A 16,354-nucleotide genomic window follows, 5' to 3' on the forward strand; every position below is an offset into this window, starting at 1 on the left:
GTAAAACGTTTTTCACAGGAGGTAATTTAATGAAAATAAAGATATTGCCTGCTATTGCGTTTGTTGCTGCTCCTTATCTTTTTATTTGGTTAGGACATTTTATTTTTCGTTATTATTTTAATGATGTTACTTTTTCATCTAATAAAGTTTCATTAGGAACAGCCATTAGTTCTTATGCCGGAACTACAATAGCCATTTTAATTGCCGCTTTAACATTTGTTATTGGGATACGAAATAACAATATGGTAAAAATAAGAAAATATGGTTACATGGCTTCAATAGTGGTGATGTATTCCTTTACTTTTGTTGAACTTGGGGCTTTGTTTCTTACTGGTATATTGCTGATATCAAATATTAATGGCATCCCTTTAGCTACAATATCCTTATTTATCGCAATTGCATCTTTTATACATATTTGCCTACTTTTAATGCAACTGTTTTTACTAGCCAGTAAAAAATAAACCAGCCCTCCCCACGAGGGCTTTTCCCATCACGTCCCCACCTCCCCCTGCCTCACATTCCACACCGAATCTGCCGGCATCTGGACACGGATATCTAAGCGGGTGCCTTCGGGGATGTCACAGGGGCGCGCTGCCCCTGATTGTTATTCTGGCGCTTTAGGCCAGTCAATGTTGGGTACTGTCGAACAGTCTACTCGGTTGAGCAGGACACGGTATTTTTTCCATGCGAGGAGTGCGGTCTTCTCTTCCTTAGTTGCCATGTCGAGGTCAACCGCGTCCTGCCAGATATCAATTTTCTCTTTGGCTATATTGAGCAAGTAGCGTTTTTCCTGTTCTGCTTGTTGCTGCAACTGTTCGGGTGTTGGCGGTGGGATATCCACCCATGCGGGCAATCCGTCATCCCCCGCTATACACATTTTTCCCGCTGGCGGTGTCATGAATTTGCGATAAACAGCCTCACTCACCTCAACCCCGTCGTCCGGCCACGTCCCCGCATCAATATACAATTGTTGCCAATCAATGGGGTAAAATGCGTTATTTTTTGCACTATAAACGTACATATTTCACCTCAATATCCAATCGCGATCCACGTACAATTCAACGGAACAGTATTAATAAATGCGTTTCCTGTGGAAACAGCACAACCCACAAAAAACTCATTGAGTGAGATAGGATAGCTGAGTACTACTTCAAAACCAGCAGCATCATTAGCGTTAGCACTGATCGTCACCGCACCAACTACACGGGTAAATGGTCGCGGAAATCTAACAAATTGGCCATCACGGTATTTGCCACTGCCCCACTGAATAATGACCCCGTTCACTGTGTCCCGATACCATCCATTCGTCTCTAACAACGCCTCGGTCTGTGGATTATTCGGACTGTAAACTCGAATCCCACCCGCTTCATACACCTTACCGGCTGACACGTAGCCAGTCGCATCGACATTACCATTGACGGTTCCGCCCGTTTTAGGGTAAGCACCAATGTCATCGGGCGTGGGTTTATTATTCGCGCTGTAAACCCTGATCCCTCCCGCTTCATACACGGCATTACTTGATAAATATCCCGTAGCATCAATACTTCCGTAGACTACTCCGCCTGTTTTGGGGTAGGCATTTTTCGCGAGATCTACGGTTCCCGCCAAACCGAGGTTTTTCACAAACGCCTGTTTATCATAAATATCGGCGCCGTTCTTGTTCTTGTCTAACATCGCCGCATACAGTGCCTTAATCGACTGCAATGACACCGTCTGACCATTCGGCAATGTCACGCTGACCGTCCCATTCTGTGTCATCCATTTATCCATGTTCTGGAGGAACTGCGTGATATAACTGTTGTTAGCCACCAAGTGCCGGACGCCATCTGAGATGGAATCAGGAACGGTGGTCTGAATCTGGTATTTTGCGTAATTTAGGGTAAGGAAAGCGCTATCCGCCAGTACCAGTTCGGTATCGGAGTTCACCGCCTGAATCATGTGCAATAAGTTGTTGTTGCCTGACCGGATTAATATAACCTGACCGGGGGCAACGCCGTTGATATTCGATTTAAATCGTGTGCCCGTGCCGCGGACAATAGCCGAGCCGGACACGGTGCTGATTGTGCCTTGTGAATAGAACATGGTGGGGTTCCTGTTAGACGTCGTAAAGAGCGCAGTCAATATACGGGCTGGTGAGATCTTCTATACTGAACTCAACAATCCAAGAGAGGGGACCTGATACGGCTGCCGGAACAAATTGTGTGGAATGACCGTTGAAGAAGGCAGAAAAAGAGGTGTCCCTGTATTGCAGTATGGGTAATTCTCCGGGTGGTTCGATTGACGAGCTAATCAAGCCTGTCGTTTGCATTAACAAGGCTTTCTTTCCCCGCAATGTCATTTGCTGGTTGGTGTTATATTCCCCCTCAATCGCCAGCGGGTTTGTATCACTGGTCATCACACATTTCCCGTTCTCATCCCAGACAGCAATCCCCCAATCAGGGACAGGCTGCGGATAAACCAGGGTAAAAAGGTAAATCTCACACACCGTTGGGGTACGGGAATCTGGCGCTGACAACTCAATATGCCAGCGGCTTTTTCCACTACTGAGTTCACCATAAGGTGCATTCTCTACACTGTCTGTATGGGCGCACATAAATGCCATGCACGGCTGCGTTGTGCTAATGTGCGTATCTATGCCTTCATACCATCTGCCAATGGTAACCGATATTTTCCTAACAAAAGAAAGTGGTGTCGTTTTGGGTGTCCACCACGGGATGCCTTCATTCGTTGTTAAAAATGCGCCCCAGTCCATATATCCTCACGCTGTATAATACGCAATCAGCCAGCCCTCAGCAGCCACACTGCGCCCTGTTGAAATAATGATTTGGTTGTCTCTCACCAAAAACTGGCGTTTGGCATTCGGCCATTCCCCCGTTTGTGTGCACATAAACACATACGACAGCCGCAGCCCCTGACTCATCGGCTCACGGGGGATAGTGAGTTCGCCTGTCGTCTGGCCGCTGTTCAGCTTCATAAATCCCGCATAAAGAAAAGGGCGGATGCCTGTATTACGCTGCCGCCCCTGCTCGTCCCACACACCAAAACCATAGTCACTCATCGAAATTGCCCTATATATCCCATTGCCGCCCTGACCCGTCCGTTTTGGTCATAACACGCAATTGCCCCATTCGCCCAGCGCAACCCTGCCTGAGAACGCATGTCATTAAATTCAAAAGCACCGGTGGCCGCATTAATCAAAAAGCCTGCCCTGTACTGTACGTAGTTCTTTGACCTGATGGCATCAGATAAGATAATTTCCCTGATATAGCCTTTATCAATAAACCCGTCCCTGATAAACACCTGACCGTTTTTGACCGCCATAAACGGCTCCAATTTGCCGTTGGTCGGGTTATAGAACGCAAAATTATTCGCAGAAAATCCAATATACGACTCCAGATTGCCGTTCTTAAATTCACCGCTAATCACCATGCCACCCGCGTTATATTTTGTCCCATTGCGGTTAATGGTGATATTCACGCTGTGGATGGCATAGCCGGCATTCTGGTTAAATTCCGCCTGCATTTTGCTGTTGATGATGGCCTGTTGTTCGCCAAATTGCGCCTGAACCTGCTGTTTTGATTCAGCCACCGCTTTCTGTGTACTGGATATGGCCTGTTTGTTAGTCACCACATCCGCCGCAATTTTACCCACGCTATCGTTAGTGTTCCCGATGCTGGTACGGATTTCGGTAAATTGCTGGCCAAACGATTTATCCCGCTCAGCTATCGTGGTCTCAACCGTTTTGATACGGGATGCGTTAGCCCCAACCGACGAATTAACTTCCGTTATTCTCTGCGCCCACGCCTCATTATCCGTTGCCCGTACCTGCCAGAGTTCGCTAATCTGCGCCTTACTCTCCCCGTCACGCACCATCAGTTCACGGGATAATTGCTGTTGCGCATTGGTGAGTTCAAGGGCGCTTTCAGCGTTCCAGTTCATGTCGGATTGCAGGCGCTTGCCCGCTTCGGCGGAAAGGAACTGGTTGCCGGCTGCCTTGACTATCCAGTCTGTATCAGAGGAAGACTCCCCTCGCATAAACCTTGTCCACGGGGATTGATTACCCGACTTATCCACCAGCCGTGCACGGAACCAAAATGCCACACCTGCCGCCAATCCTTGCATAGTATGCGTACGCTGCGGATAGGGAATATCAGCCAGCAGCATCAACCCCTCACCATCCCTCGTCCGGCTGTACTGGATTTCGGTTTTCAGTGTGTCGTCAGTCTGGGCGGCAAAACCCCAATCTAACTGGATGCCAAAGATAATCGGTGTGGTTCTGAAAGCTAACGGTACGGGCGGGTTACCTTCTTTCCCTTTCAGGCGGGTTTCCGGTGCATTCGCCCAGATACTGGATATCTCAGCCGCATTAATTGCCCTCACCCGTGCCTGATAGCGACCAGAATAGACGTTTGGCACTTCAAAGCCTTGCGTCGAGGTTCGGGGGGCGGATATCCAGTTGCCATTATCCCGCCGCCACTCAGCCTCATACGCAATCGCACCCTCAGCCGCATCCCATGTCACGCGCAATGTGGTGACTGCAATACCCTGATTGACAACTGAATAACTGTTGATGGTGACATTTTTTGGCGGTGACTGGACGCCGGGCGGGATAACAGAAATGGGGCGTTCTTCAATGCGGGTGCCTGTGTCAATGCGGGCGTATTTGTCGGGATTATGCTCAACAGCAGTAATCTCAAAGGACACGCCATCTTCATTCTCTTTAATGCCCGTCACCCTGAATTGCTGAATGGCTAAATCCGTTGCGTCAATCGCCCAGACACATTCAGGCTCTGGCGTTTCACTGTAGGCTGTCGTCACTGTGATAACCTGCCCGTTCACGGCCTGAATGGTGCGCCCCTCGGCTTTACCTGATGGCAGATTTAGGATCAATCGCTCACCCACTTTTGCTGCGGATATTCTGTCCAGCGTAATGTTACGCCCATTCGCCGAACTCACGCGCCCACCCAATACGCGACCGGAAAACATTTCATCAGCCACCCCGATAATGTATCCGGGTAACGGTATTTTACCATCCAGCCCCACCGTAAACGTGACCATCCGATCATATTCGTTGGTGTGCAATATCCACTTCCCGCGCCGGATAGCCTCACTCTGGCGGGTACAGCCGATAGCCGTCACATCCGCCTGTTTCACATTATAACGACGGATTAACCGGTTATCGAAAACAGGCTCTATTGCATCCTGATAGCCGTTCTGTGGATCTGACCAGCTTACCATTGCCGTACTGTAATGAGTTTTCTCGCTGGAGCTGGCATAAACAAATTTACCGTCACGCACATTGGCACGTGTGTAGATAAAATCCACATCACGCGGCATATCCGCCAGCACGTTCATATTATTGTTCGCCCAATAGGTCATCCCCCGAAAGATACCGGCGATATCCCGTAAGACCGTCCACGCATCCTCTTGTGACTGGATATAAACATTGCAGGTGTGACGCGGCTCCATCCCTCCCTTGCCATCAGGAACCGGCTGATCGCAATATTGGGCAATGCGGTACAAATCCCATTTTGCCAGACTCAGGTTTTCAGCCTTAACCCGCGTGCCGATGCTGAACCGATCATTAATCATCAGGTCATACAGCACCCACGCCGGGTTATCTGTCCATGCCCATTTAAACTGCCCTGACCAGACACCGGAATAGCTGCGGCTTTCAGTGTCATAATTATCGGGCACGCGGATAACACGCATTTTCGGTTCACAGGATATTTGCGGAATATTACGAAACTGCTTGGCGTCAAACTGGACAAATAATAGCGCTGTTTCGGGGTAACTGAGCTTGGCGTCAATCACTTCCGTAATGGCCTCCACAACCATTGCATCGGCAATCCGGATACTGTTCTGCTTTGGTGTCAGGCGACGTACCCGCACCTGCCAGCCAGAATGGGCTTTCGGTAAATCCACACGGTGTGAGCGTTCATATTTTGTCGTCGTTTTGCCATCCGCAGCCAGCGTGGGCAGCTCCTGATACGAACCGCCATCTGTTGCCACGTCAATAGTATAATCAATGCGATACCCCACTGTATCACCGTTTTCTTCCTGTTTTTGCAGTTGCGGCCACGAAAGCCGAATACGCACCGCAGATAACTGAGTATTGGTGACCGATCTGACCCATGATTCGTTCAATTCCGTTCCGACGGTCAGTTCATTTTCTACAGCTGGCATGCCGGGAATATAATCCTGATGCGGGGTTCCGTGACGAAATTCCCATTTCACCCCCTCAAAATTGGGCTTACCCTCCGGGCCAATAATCGGCGTGTTATCCAGAAAGATGTTGGTGCCATTCAGTTCTCCCGCGAACTCGCCCTCACCCAATGCCAGTAAGATTTTGGCATACGAGGTTGACTGCAATGAGTCCGGTGATTCAACAGGAGTACGAGGGCTGTCGCTACCGCCTTTGCTGCCCTGAATAAGATGATTTCTCATATTTCACCCATAAAAAAAGCCGCCTGAGCGACCTAACAGAAACAATAAAGCGTTATTGCTGATCTTCGGCGTAGATACCCGCTGAGATGATGGCACCCCCGATGCGGCGTTTGCCGTACCCTATCGGCACAGGGTTCCCCTGCGCGATGGAGTTGACAGGTCCACCAAAGGCATAGCTGGGTTTATTGTCGGGATCTTCCCGTCGCGCCAGTCCGCCCGGCATCGGGGATAACATTTGCACCACGCCCCCCAGCATCATACCGACGCCGGATGTCACCATGGGTGCACCAAACGGCGTATACCATAAAAACGCCCCCGCAACGACCATCACGGCTCCGAGGATAGTCTGGAAAACACCCGCCTTTTTACTGCCAATGATCATCGGGGCAATACGAATATCGTCTGCACCGGAAAACGCCAGTTCATCTTGGTTGATATTGCGTGTTCCACTGAACACGGCAAAAGTTAATCCACGCTCTTTCGCGGTCAACAGAAACTTTTCAAAGCCATTAATTAACACGGACAATGCCCTGATAGCTTCCTGCGGTGATGAGACTGCCAGTCGGTGTTCTCGCCCGAACTGCGTACCGAGTGTGCCGTATAAGCGTATTGTGCGTAGGATTTCCATCATTCCCCCTGATATCTGACAATTTTCACCGTGCGTTCCTGCCAGTAACCACTGTAAGACACACGATTACTCAGTTGACCGTACATGTGGTGTAACATTAATTCATCGCCGATATACACCCCAGCATGGTTAGGTTCTTTGGCTTGTACCTGCATAATGATCACATCACCGGTCTGGAGTTCCCCGCTGCACTCAACAAACCCCGCCGAGGCGTAGTGCTGCATATAGAGATTTTCGCCCCGGTTCCACCAGCCATCGGTGCGGGTAAAATCCGGTAATTCAATATTACGTTCCAGTCGATACCAATCGCGCACGATGGAATAGCAGTCCCAAATACCGTGGACGAATGGGCGACCCAATAGGGGTTTAATACCTTCCGTTGGCATAACAGTACGAATATCCCCCTCCGGCCATGAGACAATTATCCACGGGGTTTGTGACAGGTCACACTGAGCAATATCTAATTGGCTGGGCTGTGTTGTTGCGTCGGGGTGACTGTGGACAATTGCTACAATAGTTCCTGCATCCTCGGCATTAGCGTAATCTTCGGGGTGAATGCTGAATTGCTCTGTGGGTGAAGGCGCGGTATTGCGACAGGGGATATATTGCTGTTTGCGGCTATTTTGAATCACCAAACCGCAACATTCATTGGGGTATTCTGATTTGGCGTGATCCATGATGGATTGGGTAATATGGGGGCGCATGTAAAGCTCCATAACAAAAAAGCCCCGAAGTGGGGCCTGATTTGCTTAATTAAATCGTGGTTAAGAGTGGGTTTGATATTTTTGTATGTTTTCAATTTCCCGCAATCTTCTTTCTATTTCTTTTTTGCGTTCCTTGAAATTACGTACGTCACACTCAATTGTTTTTAAGCCCACCTCAACTTCTCCTTTGCTATACTGCTGCAACTCTTTGATAGACTCAACAGGAGTGCTTTTCGCTCTATCTAATGCCTCCTTTAGTCCTTTTTCTGAATACTTTGGGCAGCCATCATACCAATACCCTTCCTGAGCAACAGCATATGAGGATGAAAACAACAACACAGCAGCAGCAAGAATTGAGTGATATTTCATGTCATTATCCTATCCATAAATAAATGAGATTGGTCATCATATCACCTATTTGTAGCAAATGATCATCGTCTCAGCAACGCAGAGCCAGGGAAGCCACCGAAAGGTAATTGAGCACCCTCTCCATATCGAGCTTTACAGTCACTCATTAGTCCGCCGCATGCATCTTTTGATGGATCATTGGTTGGGTTGCTATCCTCATCAAAATAGCGCGTTCCTGTATAGTTACAGGGTGATTTTCGGTACAATCCACGCATACACCATGTACAAAGACCATGGATCTGTCGTGTTGGAATTTGAATGCCCTGTAAGTCATCGGGGGAAGACAAGGCAAAATGAATTTCTGTATTGTCTTCATGCGTCTTGCTGTCAATATAGTAGACGTCAATCTTTTCCTGTGTGGGATCAGCTTCTGGGTTTCCCTCTGGAAAATTGCGGGCATCCAGATAATGCGCAAACGTCATATGGATTGTGACACGCGCCTGCGCCATATTTTGATACGCCAGACACAAGGCGCTGATAGCACCATCCAGATTGGCAACACTGAGCACGGGTGATATCGCCTTGCCATCACCGTTGATCTCCAATCCCTCAATTCTCACAGGCCACGGCTTATACTCTATGCCTTGCCACCAGATTGATTTAATCGGTAAATTACCTATATTGCCTTCCAGTTCCTTTTCTGTATAAGAAATAGGGTGATTATGGAAATACAGTTCTGGCCCACCAAATACTGAGCCATCGACAGAAAACAAAAGAATTTTATTCCCCGACTCAAGGCGCTGGAGGGTAGCATTGATTGTCATGGTAAAGCCTCTTAAGGATGATAGGTGCGAGTGAACGTCACAGAGAGAGTAAAGTGAAATCCATTAGCTTGTATGTTGAATCTTCCGGCCTGATACAACCCCAACTCAGATAGCGGATTACGCCATTTAAATGAGTGCCATCCCTGATGCTCACGCAAAAAAACAATAATAGGTTCGATTTCAGACAGCGTACCCACAAAGGACAACGGCCAACTTTCCCGTTGTGAATTAATCCCGTCACCGGTGGTTTGCTTATACCCGTCACCGAACTGAACAGAACGCACCACGGGTTCAAATTCACCAACAGCACCGACCCTTGCGGGAAAATCAAATGTCTTTATCACCGTCTGCCTCCTTTAATGGCTGTGCTCAATTCACCACCCTGCCCCAGGCTCTTATGTAGTAATAATTTGAATCGCTGATCAATAAACTTTGCAACATCATGACCCGCAGCCTCAAACCCACTGGTCGCCTTCACTTCGTGGTTACCATCAGAATTCACAACGATGTCAACGTTAACAATTGTCTGATTGCTTGCGCCGCCCGTTGCCTGAACGCCTAGCTTACCGTCAGGACCACGCTTGAGAGGCATAATAGCTTCGGGACCCGCCTCACCCATCAATCCTGCGCCTTTCGCAAAAGCAAACAGCTTCGGGCTACTAACTATCTGCCCACTGTAACTGCTCAGGCTAGGGGAGTTGTAGACACCGCCTTTGGCGTTGGGGGTAAAACTCTGCCAACTGGTAGACATTCCCATTGCGCCCACGCTGGCTGATGATGCCCCGCTGCCCGCTGACGCTAACGAACTGATCCCCATAGATGCTCCACCGAGTCCGCCGAAGAATCCAGATAGCGCCTTGGTAATCATGGCTTGCATGGCGATACGGACCAAATCCTGAATAATGGATTGCGCCAATGATGCAGACAGTTCTTTCATGGATTCAGAGAATGACTTAGTACCCGTCAACATTCCCGTTAATGCATTACCCGTCCGTTGCTCGACAACATCTAGCAGGTTCATCTGCATTTTTTGAAAATCACCCTGCGCACCATACAACTCCTTGGCTGCTGCAAATTGCGCGTCCCTGGAGCGGGTGTCAGCAGCATTGACCAATTGCTCGTAACGCTCTTTTTTGATGAGGTTATTTTGGTAATAAGCCTCATATAAGGCTGTTTGCTCGGTGAGCTGGTTCTTAAGTTGGGTGATTGGATCAACCTCCCCCGCTATATCAAGACGTGGCATAGCAATCTGTCTAGCCTGTTCTGTCAGCTGATCTTTCACTGAGGTTTGTTGGAGAGTTTTTCTGGCTAAAAAATATTCCTGTTCAGTTAACAATCGCTCGGCGTACAGGGCTTTCAGCTCCTTGCTGGCATCCCTCTCTTGCCGGATAAGGGCTTTTGCCGGGGCGTAGCGTTCTGCCAGTTCCTGTCGCTGTTTCTGGTGGTTTGCTGCATTGAGGGCTTTCAGGCGTTCAATTTCATTTTGCGAGACTAAGCCGGATTTAGCGACTTCATCCAGTTTTCTTTGCGTCTCCTGTTCGCTGAGCAGAATACGGCCTAAACTCGTAGTGTGCGCCCGTTCAATATCAAAACGTAACTGCTGATACTGATTCAGGATCTGAGTGCTGCCTTTTTTCTTTTTGCTCCCTTTATCCTCGCCGTCGTCACTGCCTGTCCAAGATTTGTTGTTGCTCTCTTCGGACTTGGATGTATCCGGGGGTGGAACGTCGAATTTCCCTATAGATACTGTGCTTTCATGATGTTGAAGTTTTTTGGTTTGCACCTCAAGACTTTTATCAAGATCTTCTAATTGGCTAAGTAGCTCTCTTTTCTCTTTTTTCAATTTTTCAGCATCAGTGAATACAAAAAAACCTTTATCAGCCAAATTGATTTTTTTATCGGAGTATCCCTCAAGCCTTCGAGCAACTTCTTTTCGCTCGTCTTGCAAATCCGTTATTTTTTCTTTGATCTTATCGATTGAAACTTCAATTTTAACCCTAGAAAGTCGTTGCAGTTCAGCAATAGTTTCAACGGTTTCATCTTTTAATTGCCGCAACCCCTCTTTTGTCTGTACGGTGTGGTTATATAACCCATACAGGGCTGAGCCTGCCAGTACAGCGGCACCTGTCCAGCCCCCCATTAACAAAAGGGCGCTCCGTGCCATATTTGTAGATGTCGAAAGTGCACGATAGGAAAAAGAGAGTCGGCGGTTAGCGACCTCCAAGAGCCGGGTCGCCCTTTCCTTTTGCTTGATCGCCTCCATTTCCTTTCGATACAGTGCATTAGTTTCTTTAGAATAATTAACGAAAAGACCATGCTGTCCGTTGAGCTGTCGCATTTTTTCAATATGTTCACCCTGACGCTGGGTTAACTGAATTGTTGCATTAGCCTGCTCAATGGTGCGTTTTGCGGTTTCCGCTTTCTGCTTGGCCACATTGCGCGTGGCTTTCTCGGTGGCTTTCCATGCGCTAACATTCTCACGTAACCCCGCCGTCAGTTTGGTTGCTACAACCGGGATAAGCGTATGCAAAGCAACCGCCGCCGCCAGATTAAAATTTTCCGCCAGGGTATTAATGGCACTGGTTGCCCCCTGAACACCGGTACGCAAGGGACCATCTGCACTCTGGCCGACTTTAATCGCCAGCCCTTCAAAGGCACTGCTCAATACATCCAGATCGGAACTCAGGTTATTCGCCCTGGCTGATGCCTGTTCATAAGCAACCTGTGTGCCGGTCAATTTTTGGGTCAGGTCATCCAGCTTTCCCCTGCCTGTCACGAGATTGGAGGCGGCACTGACATTGGCGCGACCGAATAATTTAACCGCCTCGGCCGTAGACAGGTTTTTCGTGGTCAAATGTTCCAGTGCCGCAGACAACCCGACCACCGAAGGTTTTAACTTTTTGTCTGTTGAGCGCTCCAGCGCCAGTACGACGTTGCGAATGGCGGTGCCGGCTTCTGAGCCTTTAATGCCCCGTTCCGCCAGTATCTGGATGGCAGCGCTGAGTTCTTCAAAGCTAATTCCCGCCTGTGCAGCCACCGTCCCACCGTTTTTGATGGCTTGTGCGGTTTCACCGATTTCAGAGGAACCATATTTTGCCCCAGCCGCCAGTACGTTAATAAAGCGATCAGCCTGCTCTGCTGAGGCGCCGAACTGGTTTAAAGACAAGGCTAACGCTTTGGTCGCCTCCGGTAGTTCAATCCCGGATGCCTGCGCCAGAATAACCGCTTTCTCCGTGGCGAGTGTCAGTCCCTCGGCGCTTTTCAGTAACTCAGGTTTGGCCGACGCCATCAGCTTAAACGCTTCGGTAATCCGGGTCGCCCCAAACTCCGTGGTGCGTCCCAGCCGCTGGGCTTCTTCGTCCAGTTTCTTTAACTGTGCGCCGGTGGCCCCGGTAATAGCGGACAGGTCAGACAGCGCCTGCCCGTATTTACGGGTATGCGAAATGATGGTACTCAGTGAGAATCCTGTCCCTGCCAGCAACATTAACCGGCCGGATACGGACTGAATCTGGTTAGCCAGCGAACTGTAGGTTTTCTTTACCTTTTTGGCATCCGATGCCGCTTTATCGGTAAAACGCTCCGATTCCCGTCCGGCGTGACGATAGGCGTCCATGATCTGGGACTTAAACGAGGTGGCATTGACCAGCAAGCCCACGGTCAGTGTTGATAAATTTCCCATAATTTAACCCAATAGTTTCATAACAGCATCACACTGCGTCTGGATCGTATCGCGGGGGGCAGATACGGGCGCAGTGGGTGGACGGTCTGGTTGCTTTCGGTTTTTCAGCCGATAGTATGCCTGCCACTCATTGAGCGTAGCCGCAGGCAAGGACAGGATACGGTAGGGATCTATTTCGCCGAGCTGTTCCGCAAGGGTAAAGGCAAAATGCAGCGTCGGCGAACGGGTTAGTTTTTTTCGGCGTCCTCCAAAGTGCCGATGGAATGGCGCTTCACGGTCTGGATAGCCTCAATCATCGTCGCGTTATCGTGGATCGCCATCAGTTCATCGGTCGTGGGCAGATCGGCAGCAGGGATGGGTTGACCTTTATCGTCCACCAGGCAATCCAGTAGCCTCTGGATATTCAGGCGGGATGCCTCGCGCCCGTTACCCTCGTCACTGAGTTTATCCGCGGCCTCTTCCAGATTCATCAGTTCAGCGGCGGTCATGCGGCGCAAATTCACTTTTGTACCAAAAAGTTCTACCGCTTTGATGTGCGGACGTGGGGTTAATAAGGCGGCTTTCAGGTTTTTCATGGTTGGGTGACTCCGGTTTGTTTCGTGCTGGCGATACCCCAGACAAGATTATTTTGTTTACCCTTGACGGTGATTTGGATCACTTCACTGGCAGGCGCGTTGATGTCGTTCATTTCCCAGCCGGACAGTGCCAGTATCATCGTTGCCGTGCGCTTGTTCGGCAGGGCAATGTAAAACTGGACGGTTTCGCGTTTTTCGGCTGCATTCAGGAATGCCGTAAAATCGGCGTTCTCAGGGTCATCGATAAAGCCTAGTGACTTTTCGGGACCTTCCGGCATATCGGAAATAAACTGTTTGTTGGTATCCATCAGGGTAGTGCAGTCAATAAAACTGCCCGTTAACCCCGTGGCACCCAGCGCCTTACAGTTAATCAATGGGCGCATTTTTTCCACGGTATCGCCGGGGTTGCCAAACTTCACGACCGTACCGGCAGGCAATACGGCATATTCGGGGGATGTTGCCATCGTGTGTTCTCCTATTGACTGTAAATGGACAAGGCGTCGCGGATTTCCTGCGCAAGCACCTTAACTACAGCGGTTTTGTTGTAATCCAGCGCCGGGCGGATAAACGGCTTCGGCACCTGCTTGAGGGTGCCTATTTCCTGCGCCAGCGCTTTCATATGATGGGGTTGCGTGGGGCCTACGGTGATCATCACCCCGCCCTTGTATTTCCATGATTTTGTGGAACGGATTTTGATATTGTCCCGCAGATGGGGACCATCACTTTTCTGGTCGTATCCGGCGTGGGTTTCCATATCTTCTTTGACGATTTCCATCGCGGCTTTCCCTGCCTTGCGCAAGATTTGGGTCTGGAGTGCAATATTCAATGCCTGTAGCTGGCGCCCCAGCGCCTCCAGACCGGATATTTTGGCGCTAATCATCGGGCACCTCCGTAAAGGTGATGATAAAATCGCGGGTGACGCGGTAGCGTTTACGGTTGTTGGTTTCCTCGGTCATGTCCTGAATCAATGCCCCGCGTGAAATGGTCTGCACTGGCGTACGTCCGATAGCACCATGCTGTACGGCTTCCCACGTCGCGCGCAATCGGGCTTCCAGTTGTAGAGCCTTGGTGTAATTCAGGGTGATGATGCTGATTTGAAAGCGCCCTTCAATCAGTCGCACAGGCACCAGTCCGGTATTGAACTTCGGGTCACTGATACGCTGGTAGGTCACACCTTCCAATACCGAGGACGGCAATATCAGCGGATAAACCGGTAATTGGGTGATCCGCTCTAAATCGGCATGTATATCAAGCTCTATCATGACGGACATCGGCCTCTGTGGTGATAATAGCGCGGTCGGGGCGATTGCGATCTACCGTGCGCACAGTAAACCGCCGCCCCTGATACTCAACCAGCCAGTTAACATCAATCTCTTTACGTGGCCTGACAGTAAACTGTTGTACCTCAATCACCTGCTGCTGGTCAGCCGTGCGGATCTTGCGGTTAGACATTGCTTCCGCTTTCGCCCAGACCGTGGTGACGTATTCCGGCGTGACGGTTTCAGTGCCGAAGCCATCACGGGTAATCACAGGGCGAAACAGTCTGATACGTTTGTTGATTTCATTCGCCAGCATCCTGACCTCCTAGACGGGTTTTATCCGATAATCATCCAGTAAGTCCCTGAATCCCGGAGGAAGTCGCTTCGGGTCGCGGGTCTCATACCAGAACCCCACCGCCAGCATTAAAGCCAGCTTAATCAAGGGGGTGAATAGCATCCCGTTAGGGTCGGTATCAGGCACCACTTCTTCGTAGACATTGCGATTCAGGTAATTGATAGCCTTTTCTCTGGCAGACTCAAGATAAGCTTGCAACAGGGTATCTTCTTCATCGGAGTCAATCCGACACTGCAAGCGCAGCTCTTCAATCGTGGGTAGCGACATATTTCCCCCCAATAATAAGGCGGCACGAGGCCGCCCAAAGATGACTTACTTCCCACCCGCGGCCGCTTTCAGCAGCTTCACTGCGTTGCTGTCCACTAACAGGGACCCCACGCGCTTAGTGGTGTAGAACTGCACAAACGGTTTGTTGGTGTACGGATCGCGCAACATGCGCACCCCGAGGCGATCCAGAATAGTGTAGCAACGCTTGAAGTTACCAAACGCCACCGGCACCGCATCTGCGCCCAAGTCCGCAAACTGCTCATTCTCCGCAATGCCGTAGCCCAGCAAAGCGGAGGGTTGCCCTAACTGCAAGCCCGGCTGCCACAGGTAGTTGCCCTGGCTGTCTTTCAGGGTACGTACCTTAAACAACAGGTTGTTGTTCATCATAAATTTCGCCCCGGTGCGGTAAGGCTTACGCAGGGTGTAAATGAGCTGCATGATTTCGTCCGCGGTGATGTCAGTCGACTTTTTCAGCAGCAGGTGTTGCAGGGTGCCCCACTCGCGATCTTTGTCTGCTTTGTCATCACTGCCATATGCTAATAGGCCTTTTGGCTTTTTAACACCATTGCCGTTAGTGAACGCAGCTTCTTCTTGCTCAGCAAATTCAATAGTCAGTTCACCCGTGATAAATTGCTCAACATTAAAGAAAGCATCATCAAGCATGGTTTGTGTTGCTGCTGGGTTGCCGTAAATTTCACCCCAGATTGGCTCAATAGAGGTTAATTTTGAGGTGCTGGTCTCAGGGCGTTCATCCACTTCACCAACCCAGCCACTGTTAGTTCCGCCTTGATTAACCAGACGTTTAAAGTTAGGCGAACCCACGGTGACAACATTACACTCCTGACGCATAACCACTTCATCACGCAGTGCCGTAATGATATTGCGATCCAGTTCTTCCGGCACAGCATAGCCGCCATCGGGATCGGTCGTGGTCTGCATCGCCTTTTGTTCCAGTTCGGCCAGCCCGTCTTCCCTGCCCTTGCGGATAAACTGGCCAAAGGCGGCCTTGTGTTCACTCACCACTTTGCTGTTGGTGCCGCCTGCCGGGCGTTTCAGTCCGGCCAGCTCTTCTTCCAGCCCGGCTTTCAGGGTATCCAGCTCGGACAGCTTGCCATTCAAGGTTTCCACCTGTCCGGCTAATTTGCCTTTTTCCGCCTCAATTGCCTCAATGCGCTTATCGTTCTTTTCTTTGAACTCATCAAAACGCTGCTGGATTTCCTGCGCGACCTGTTGTACGTCTTTGACTTCAATAGCCATAAAAAACTCCG

The 16,354-nt window shown here is 49.8% G+C and carries 20 protein-coding genes; 2 read left to right on the plus strand and 18 right to left on the minus strand.

Annotated elements, in window-relative coordinates:
* Positions 1 to 29 precede the first annotated feature (29 nt).
* Complete coding sequence (locus tag ACE1SE_RS15445) at positions 30 to 461, plus strand: biopolymer transporter ExbB (RefSeq protein ID WP_374051622.1); 432 nt, start codon at positions 30 to 32, stop codon at positions 459 to 461.
* A 143-nt stretch (positions 462 to 604) separates the two neighbouring features.
* Here ACE1SE_RS15445 and ACE1SE_RS15450 read toward each other — a convergent pair whose 3' ends face one another.
* From ACE1SE_RS15450 to ACE1SE_RS15500, 11 genes are all read right to left on the minus strand, one after another.
* Entirely contained in the window at positions 605 to 1,021 is a 417-nt protein-coding gene (locus ACE1SE_RS15450) for a tail fiber assembly protein (protein WP_374051174.1), read from the minus strand.
* A gap of 8 nt (positions 1,022 to 1,029) precedes the next feature.
* Positions 1,030 to 2,082 (minus strand): gp53-like domain-containing protein, encoded by a 1,053-nt coding sequence (locus tag ACE1SE_RS15455; RefSeq protein ID WP_374051623.1) that lies wholly within the window; start codon positions 2,080 to 2,082, stop codon positions 1,030 to 1,032.
* Between the two features lie 13 nt (positions 2,083 to 2,095).
* Positions 2,096 to 2,752: a hypothetical protein gene (locus tag ACE1SE_RS15460; RefSeq protein ID WP_374050980.1), complete on the minus strand. Its 657-nt coding sequence runs from the start codon at positions 2,750 to 2,752 to the stop codon at positions 2,096 to 2,098.
* Positions 2,753 to 2,758: 6 nt separating this feature from the next.
* Entirely contained in the window at positions 2,759 to 3,058 is a 300-nt protein-coding gene (locus ACE1SE_RS15465) for a hypothetical protein (RefSeq protein WP_374050981.1), read from the minus strand.
* Positions 3,055 to 6,447 carry a TipJ family phage tail tip protein gene (locus ACE1SE_RS15470; protein ID WP_374051624.1) on the minus strand — a complete coding sequence of 1,131 codons (3,393 nt, stop codon included), beginning with the start codon at positions 6,445 to 6,447 and terminating at the stop codon, positions 3,055 to 3,057. The genes ACE1SE_RS15465 and ACE1SE_RS15470 overlap by 4 nt, the downstream gene beginning before the upstream one ends.
* Positions 6,448 to 6,499: 52 nt before the next feature.
* A complete protein-coding gene (locus ACE1SE_RS15475) occupies positions 6,500 to 7,075 on the minus strand; it encodes a tail assembly protein (RefSeq protein WP_374053690.1) in 576 nt (191 codons plus the stop codon).
* Positions 7,075 to 7,779, minus strand: a complete 705-nt coding sequence (locus ACE1SE_RS15480; RefSeq protein WP_374051625.1) for a C40 family peptidase — start codon at positions 7,777 to 7,779, stop codon at positions 7,075 to 7,077. The genes ACE1SE_RS15475 and ACE1SE_RS15480 overlap by 1 nt, the downstream gene beginning before the upstream one ends.
* 60 nt (positions 7,780 to 7,839) lie before the next feature.
* On the minus strand, positions 7,840 to 8,148 hold the full coding sequence (locus tag ACE1SE_RS15485; protein ID WP_374051626.1) for a hypothetical protein: 309 nt from the start codon (positions 8,146 to 8,148) through the stop codon (positions 7,840 to 7,842).
* Positions 8,149 to 8,210: 62 nt separating this feature from the next.
* Positions 8,211 to 8,951 (minus strand): phage minor tail protein L, encoded by a 741-nt coding sequence (locus ACE1SE_RS15490; protein ID WP_374051627.1) that lies wholly within the window; start codon positions 8,949 to 8,951, stop codon positions 8,211 to 8,213.
* An 11-nt stretch (positions 8,952 to 8,962) separates the two neighbouring features.
* Positions 8,963 to 9,295 (minus strand): phage tail protein, encoded by a 333-nt coding sequence (locus ACE1SE_RS15495; protein WP_374051628.1) that lies wholly within the window; start codon positions 9,293 to 9,295, stop codon positions 8,963 to 8,965.
* The gene (locus tag ACE1SE_RS15500; protein ID WP_374051629.1) at positions 9,292 to 12,630 is read right to left on the minus strand and encodes a phage tail tape measure protein; all 3,339 of its coding nucleotides are present in this window, start codon (positions 12,628 to 12,630) and stop codon (positions 9,292 to 9,294) included. The genes ACE1SE_RS15495 and ACE1SE_RS15500 overlap by 4 nt, the downstream gene beginning before the upstream one ends.
* 90 nt (positions 12,631 to 12,720) lie before the next feature.
* On the opposite strand from ACE1SE_RS15500, the gene ACE1SE_RS15505 reads away from it, so the two are divergent.
* The gene (locus ACE1SE_RS15505; RefSeq protein WP_374051630.1) at positions 12,721 to 12,861 is read left to right on the plus strand and encodes a hypothetical protein; all 141 of its coding nucleotides are present in this window, start codon (positions 12,721 to 12,723) and stop codon (positions 12,859 to 12,861) included.
* Here the strand turns inward: ACE1SE_RS15505 and ACE1SE_RS15510 are convergent.
* Genes ACE1SE_RS15510 through ACE1SE_RS15540 form a run of 7 tightly spaced genes read right to left on the minus strand, consistent with a single transcriptional unit; the run spans position 12,858 to position 16,343 of the window.
* Positions 12,858 to 13,205: a phage tail protein gene (locus ACE1SE_RS15510; protein ID WP_374051631.1), complete on the minus strand. Its 348-nt coding sequence runs from the start codon at positions 13,203 to 13,205 to the stop codon at positions 12,858 to 12,860. The genes ACE1SE_RS15505 and ACE1SE_RS15510 overlap by 4 nt on opposite strands.
* Entirely contained in the window at positions 13,202 to 13,669 is a 468-nt protein-coding gene (locus ACE1SE_RS15515; RefSeq protein ID WP_374051632.1) for a phage tail protein, read from the minus strand. The genes ACE1SE_RS15510 and ACE1SE_RS15515 overlap by 4 nt, the downstream gene beginning before the upstream one ends.
* Before the next feature lie 11 nt (positions 13,670 to 13,680).
* On the minus strand, positions 13,681 to 14,085 hold the full coding sequence (locus ACE1SE_RS15520; protein ID WP_374051633.1) for an HK97-gp10 family putative phage morphogenesis protein: 405 nt from the start codon (positions 14,083 to 14,085) through the stop codon (positions 13,681 to 13,683).
* The gene (locus ACE1SE_RS15525) at positions 14,078 to 14,467 is read right to left on the minus strand and encodes a hypothetical protein (protein ID WP_374051634.1); all 390 of its coding nucleotides are present in this window, start codon (positions 14,465 to 14,467) and stop codon (positions 14,078 to 14,080) included. The genes ACE1SE_RS15520 and ACE1SE_RS15525 overlap by 8 nt, the downstream gene beginning before the upstream one ends.
* The gene (locus tag ACE1SE_RS15530) at positions 14,454 to 14,780 is read right to left on the minus strand and encodes a phage head closure protein (protein WP_374051635.1); all 327 of its coding nucleotides are present in this window, start codon (positions 14,778 to 14,780) and stop codon (positions 14,454 to 14,456) included. The genes ACE1SE_RS15525 and ACE1SE_RS15530 overlap by 14 nt, the downstream gene beginning before the upstream one ends.
* A 9-nt stretch (positions 14,781 to 14,789) precedes the next feature.
* On the minus strand, positions 14,790 to 15,086 hold the full coding sequence (locus ACE1SE_RS15535; RefSeq protein ID WP_374051636.1) for a head-tail connector protein: 297 nt from the start codon (positions 15,084 to 15,086) through the stop codon (positions 14,790 to 14,792).
* Positions 15,087 to 15,131: 45 nt separating this feature from the next.
* Positions 15,132 to 16,343: a phage major capsid protein gene (locus tag ACE1SE_RS15540; RefSeq protein ID WP_374051637.1), complete on the minus strand. Its 1,212-nt coding sequence runs from the start codon at positions 16,341 to 16,343 to the stop codon at positions 15,132 to 15,134.
* Positions 16,344 to 16,354: the final 11 nt, after the last annotated feature.

This window comes from Xenorhabdus taiwanensis (genome assembly GCF_036512875.1).
Lineage (GTDB): Bacteria > Pseudomonadota > Gammaproteobacteria > Enterobacterales > Enterobacteriaceae > Xenorhabdus > Xenorhabdus taiwanensis.

What these genes read in the sequence shown, in the direction of transcription:
- ACE1SE_RS15465 (WP_374050981.1), bottom strand. Translation starts at nt 3,058, where the DNA reads ATGAGTGACTATGGTTTTGGTGTGTGGGACGAGCAGGGGCGGCAGCGT.
- ACE1SE_RS15515 (WP_374051632.1), bottom strand. Translation starts at nt 13,669, where the DNA reads ATGGCAACATCCCCCGAATATGCCGTATTGCCTGCCGGTACGGTCGTG.
- ACE1SE_RS15540 (WP_374051637.1), bottom strand. Translation starts at nt 16,343, where the DNA reads ATGGCTATTGAAGTCAAAGACGTACAACAGGTCGCGCAGGAAATCCAG.
- ACE1SE_RS15460 (WP_374050980.1), bottom strand. Translation starts at nt 2,752, where the DNA reads ATGGACTGGGGCGCATTTTTAACAACGAATGAAGGCATCCCGTGGTGG.
- ACE1SE_RS15510 (WP_374051631.1), bottom strand. Translation starts at nt 13,205, where the DNA reads ATGAAAAACCTGAAAGCCGCCTTATTAACCCCACGTCCGCACATCAAA.
- ACE1SE_RS15500 (WP_374051629.1), bottom strand. Translation starts at nt 12,630, where the DNA reads ATGGGAAATTTATCAACACTGACCGTGGGCTTGCTGGTCAATGCCACC.
- ACE1SE_RS15535 (WP_374051636.1), bottom strand. Translation starts at nt 15,086, where the DNA reads ATGTCGCTACCCACGATTGAAGAGCTGCGCTTGCAGTGTCGGATTGAC.
- ACE1SE_RS15455 (WP_374051623.1), bottom strand. Translation starts at nt 2,082, where the DNA reads ATGTTCTATTCACAAGGCACAATCAGCACCGTGTCCGGCTCGGCTATT.
- ACE1SE_RS15490 (WP_374051627.1), bottom strand. Translation starts at nt 8,951, where the DNA reads ATGACAATCAATGCTACCCTCCAGCGCCTTGAGTCGGGGAATAAAATT.
- ACE1SE_RS15475 (WP_374053690.1), bottom strand. Translation starts at nt 7,075, where the DNA reads ATGGAAATCCTACGCACAATACGCTTATACGGCACACTCGGTACGCAG.
- ACE1SE_RS15525 (WP_374051634.1), bottom strand. Translation starts at nt 14,467, where the DNA reads ATGATAGAGCTTGATATACATGCCGATTTAGAGCGGATCACCCAATTA.
- ACE1SE_RS15530 (WP_374051635.1), bottom strand. Translation starts at nt 14,780, where the DNA reads ATGCTGGCGAATGAAATCAACAAACGTATCAGACTGTTTCGCCCTGTG.
- ACE1SE_RS15480 (WP_374051625.1), bottom strand. Translation starts at nt 7,779, where the DNA reads ATGCGCCCCCATATTACCCAATCCATCATGGATCACGCCAAATCAGAA.
- ACE1SE_RS15445 (WP_374051622.1), top strand. Translation starts at nt 30, where the DNA reads ATGAAAATAAAGATATTGCCTGCTATTGCGTTTGTTGCTGCTCCTTAT.
- ACE1SE_RS15520 (WP_374051633.1), bottom strand. Translation starts at nt 14,085, where the DNA reads ATGATTAGCGCCAAAATATCCGGTCTGGAGGCGCTGGGGCGCCAGCTA.
- ACE1SE_RS15470 (WP_374051624.1), bottom strand. Translation starts at nt 6,447, where the DNA reads ATGAGAAATCATCTTATTCAGGGCAGCAAAGGCGGTAGCGACAGCCCT.
- ACE1SE_RS15485 (WP_374051626.1), bottom strand. Translation starts at nt 8,148, where the DNA reads ATGAAATATCACTCAATTCTTGCTGCTGCTGTGTTGTTGTTTTCATCC.
- ACE1SE_RS15450 (WP_374051174.1), bottom strand. Translation starts at nt 1,021, where the DNA reads ATGTACGTTTATAGTGCAAAAAATAACGCATTTTACCCCATTGATTGG.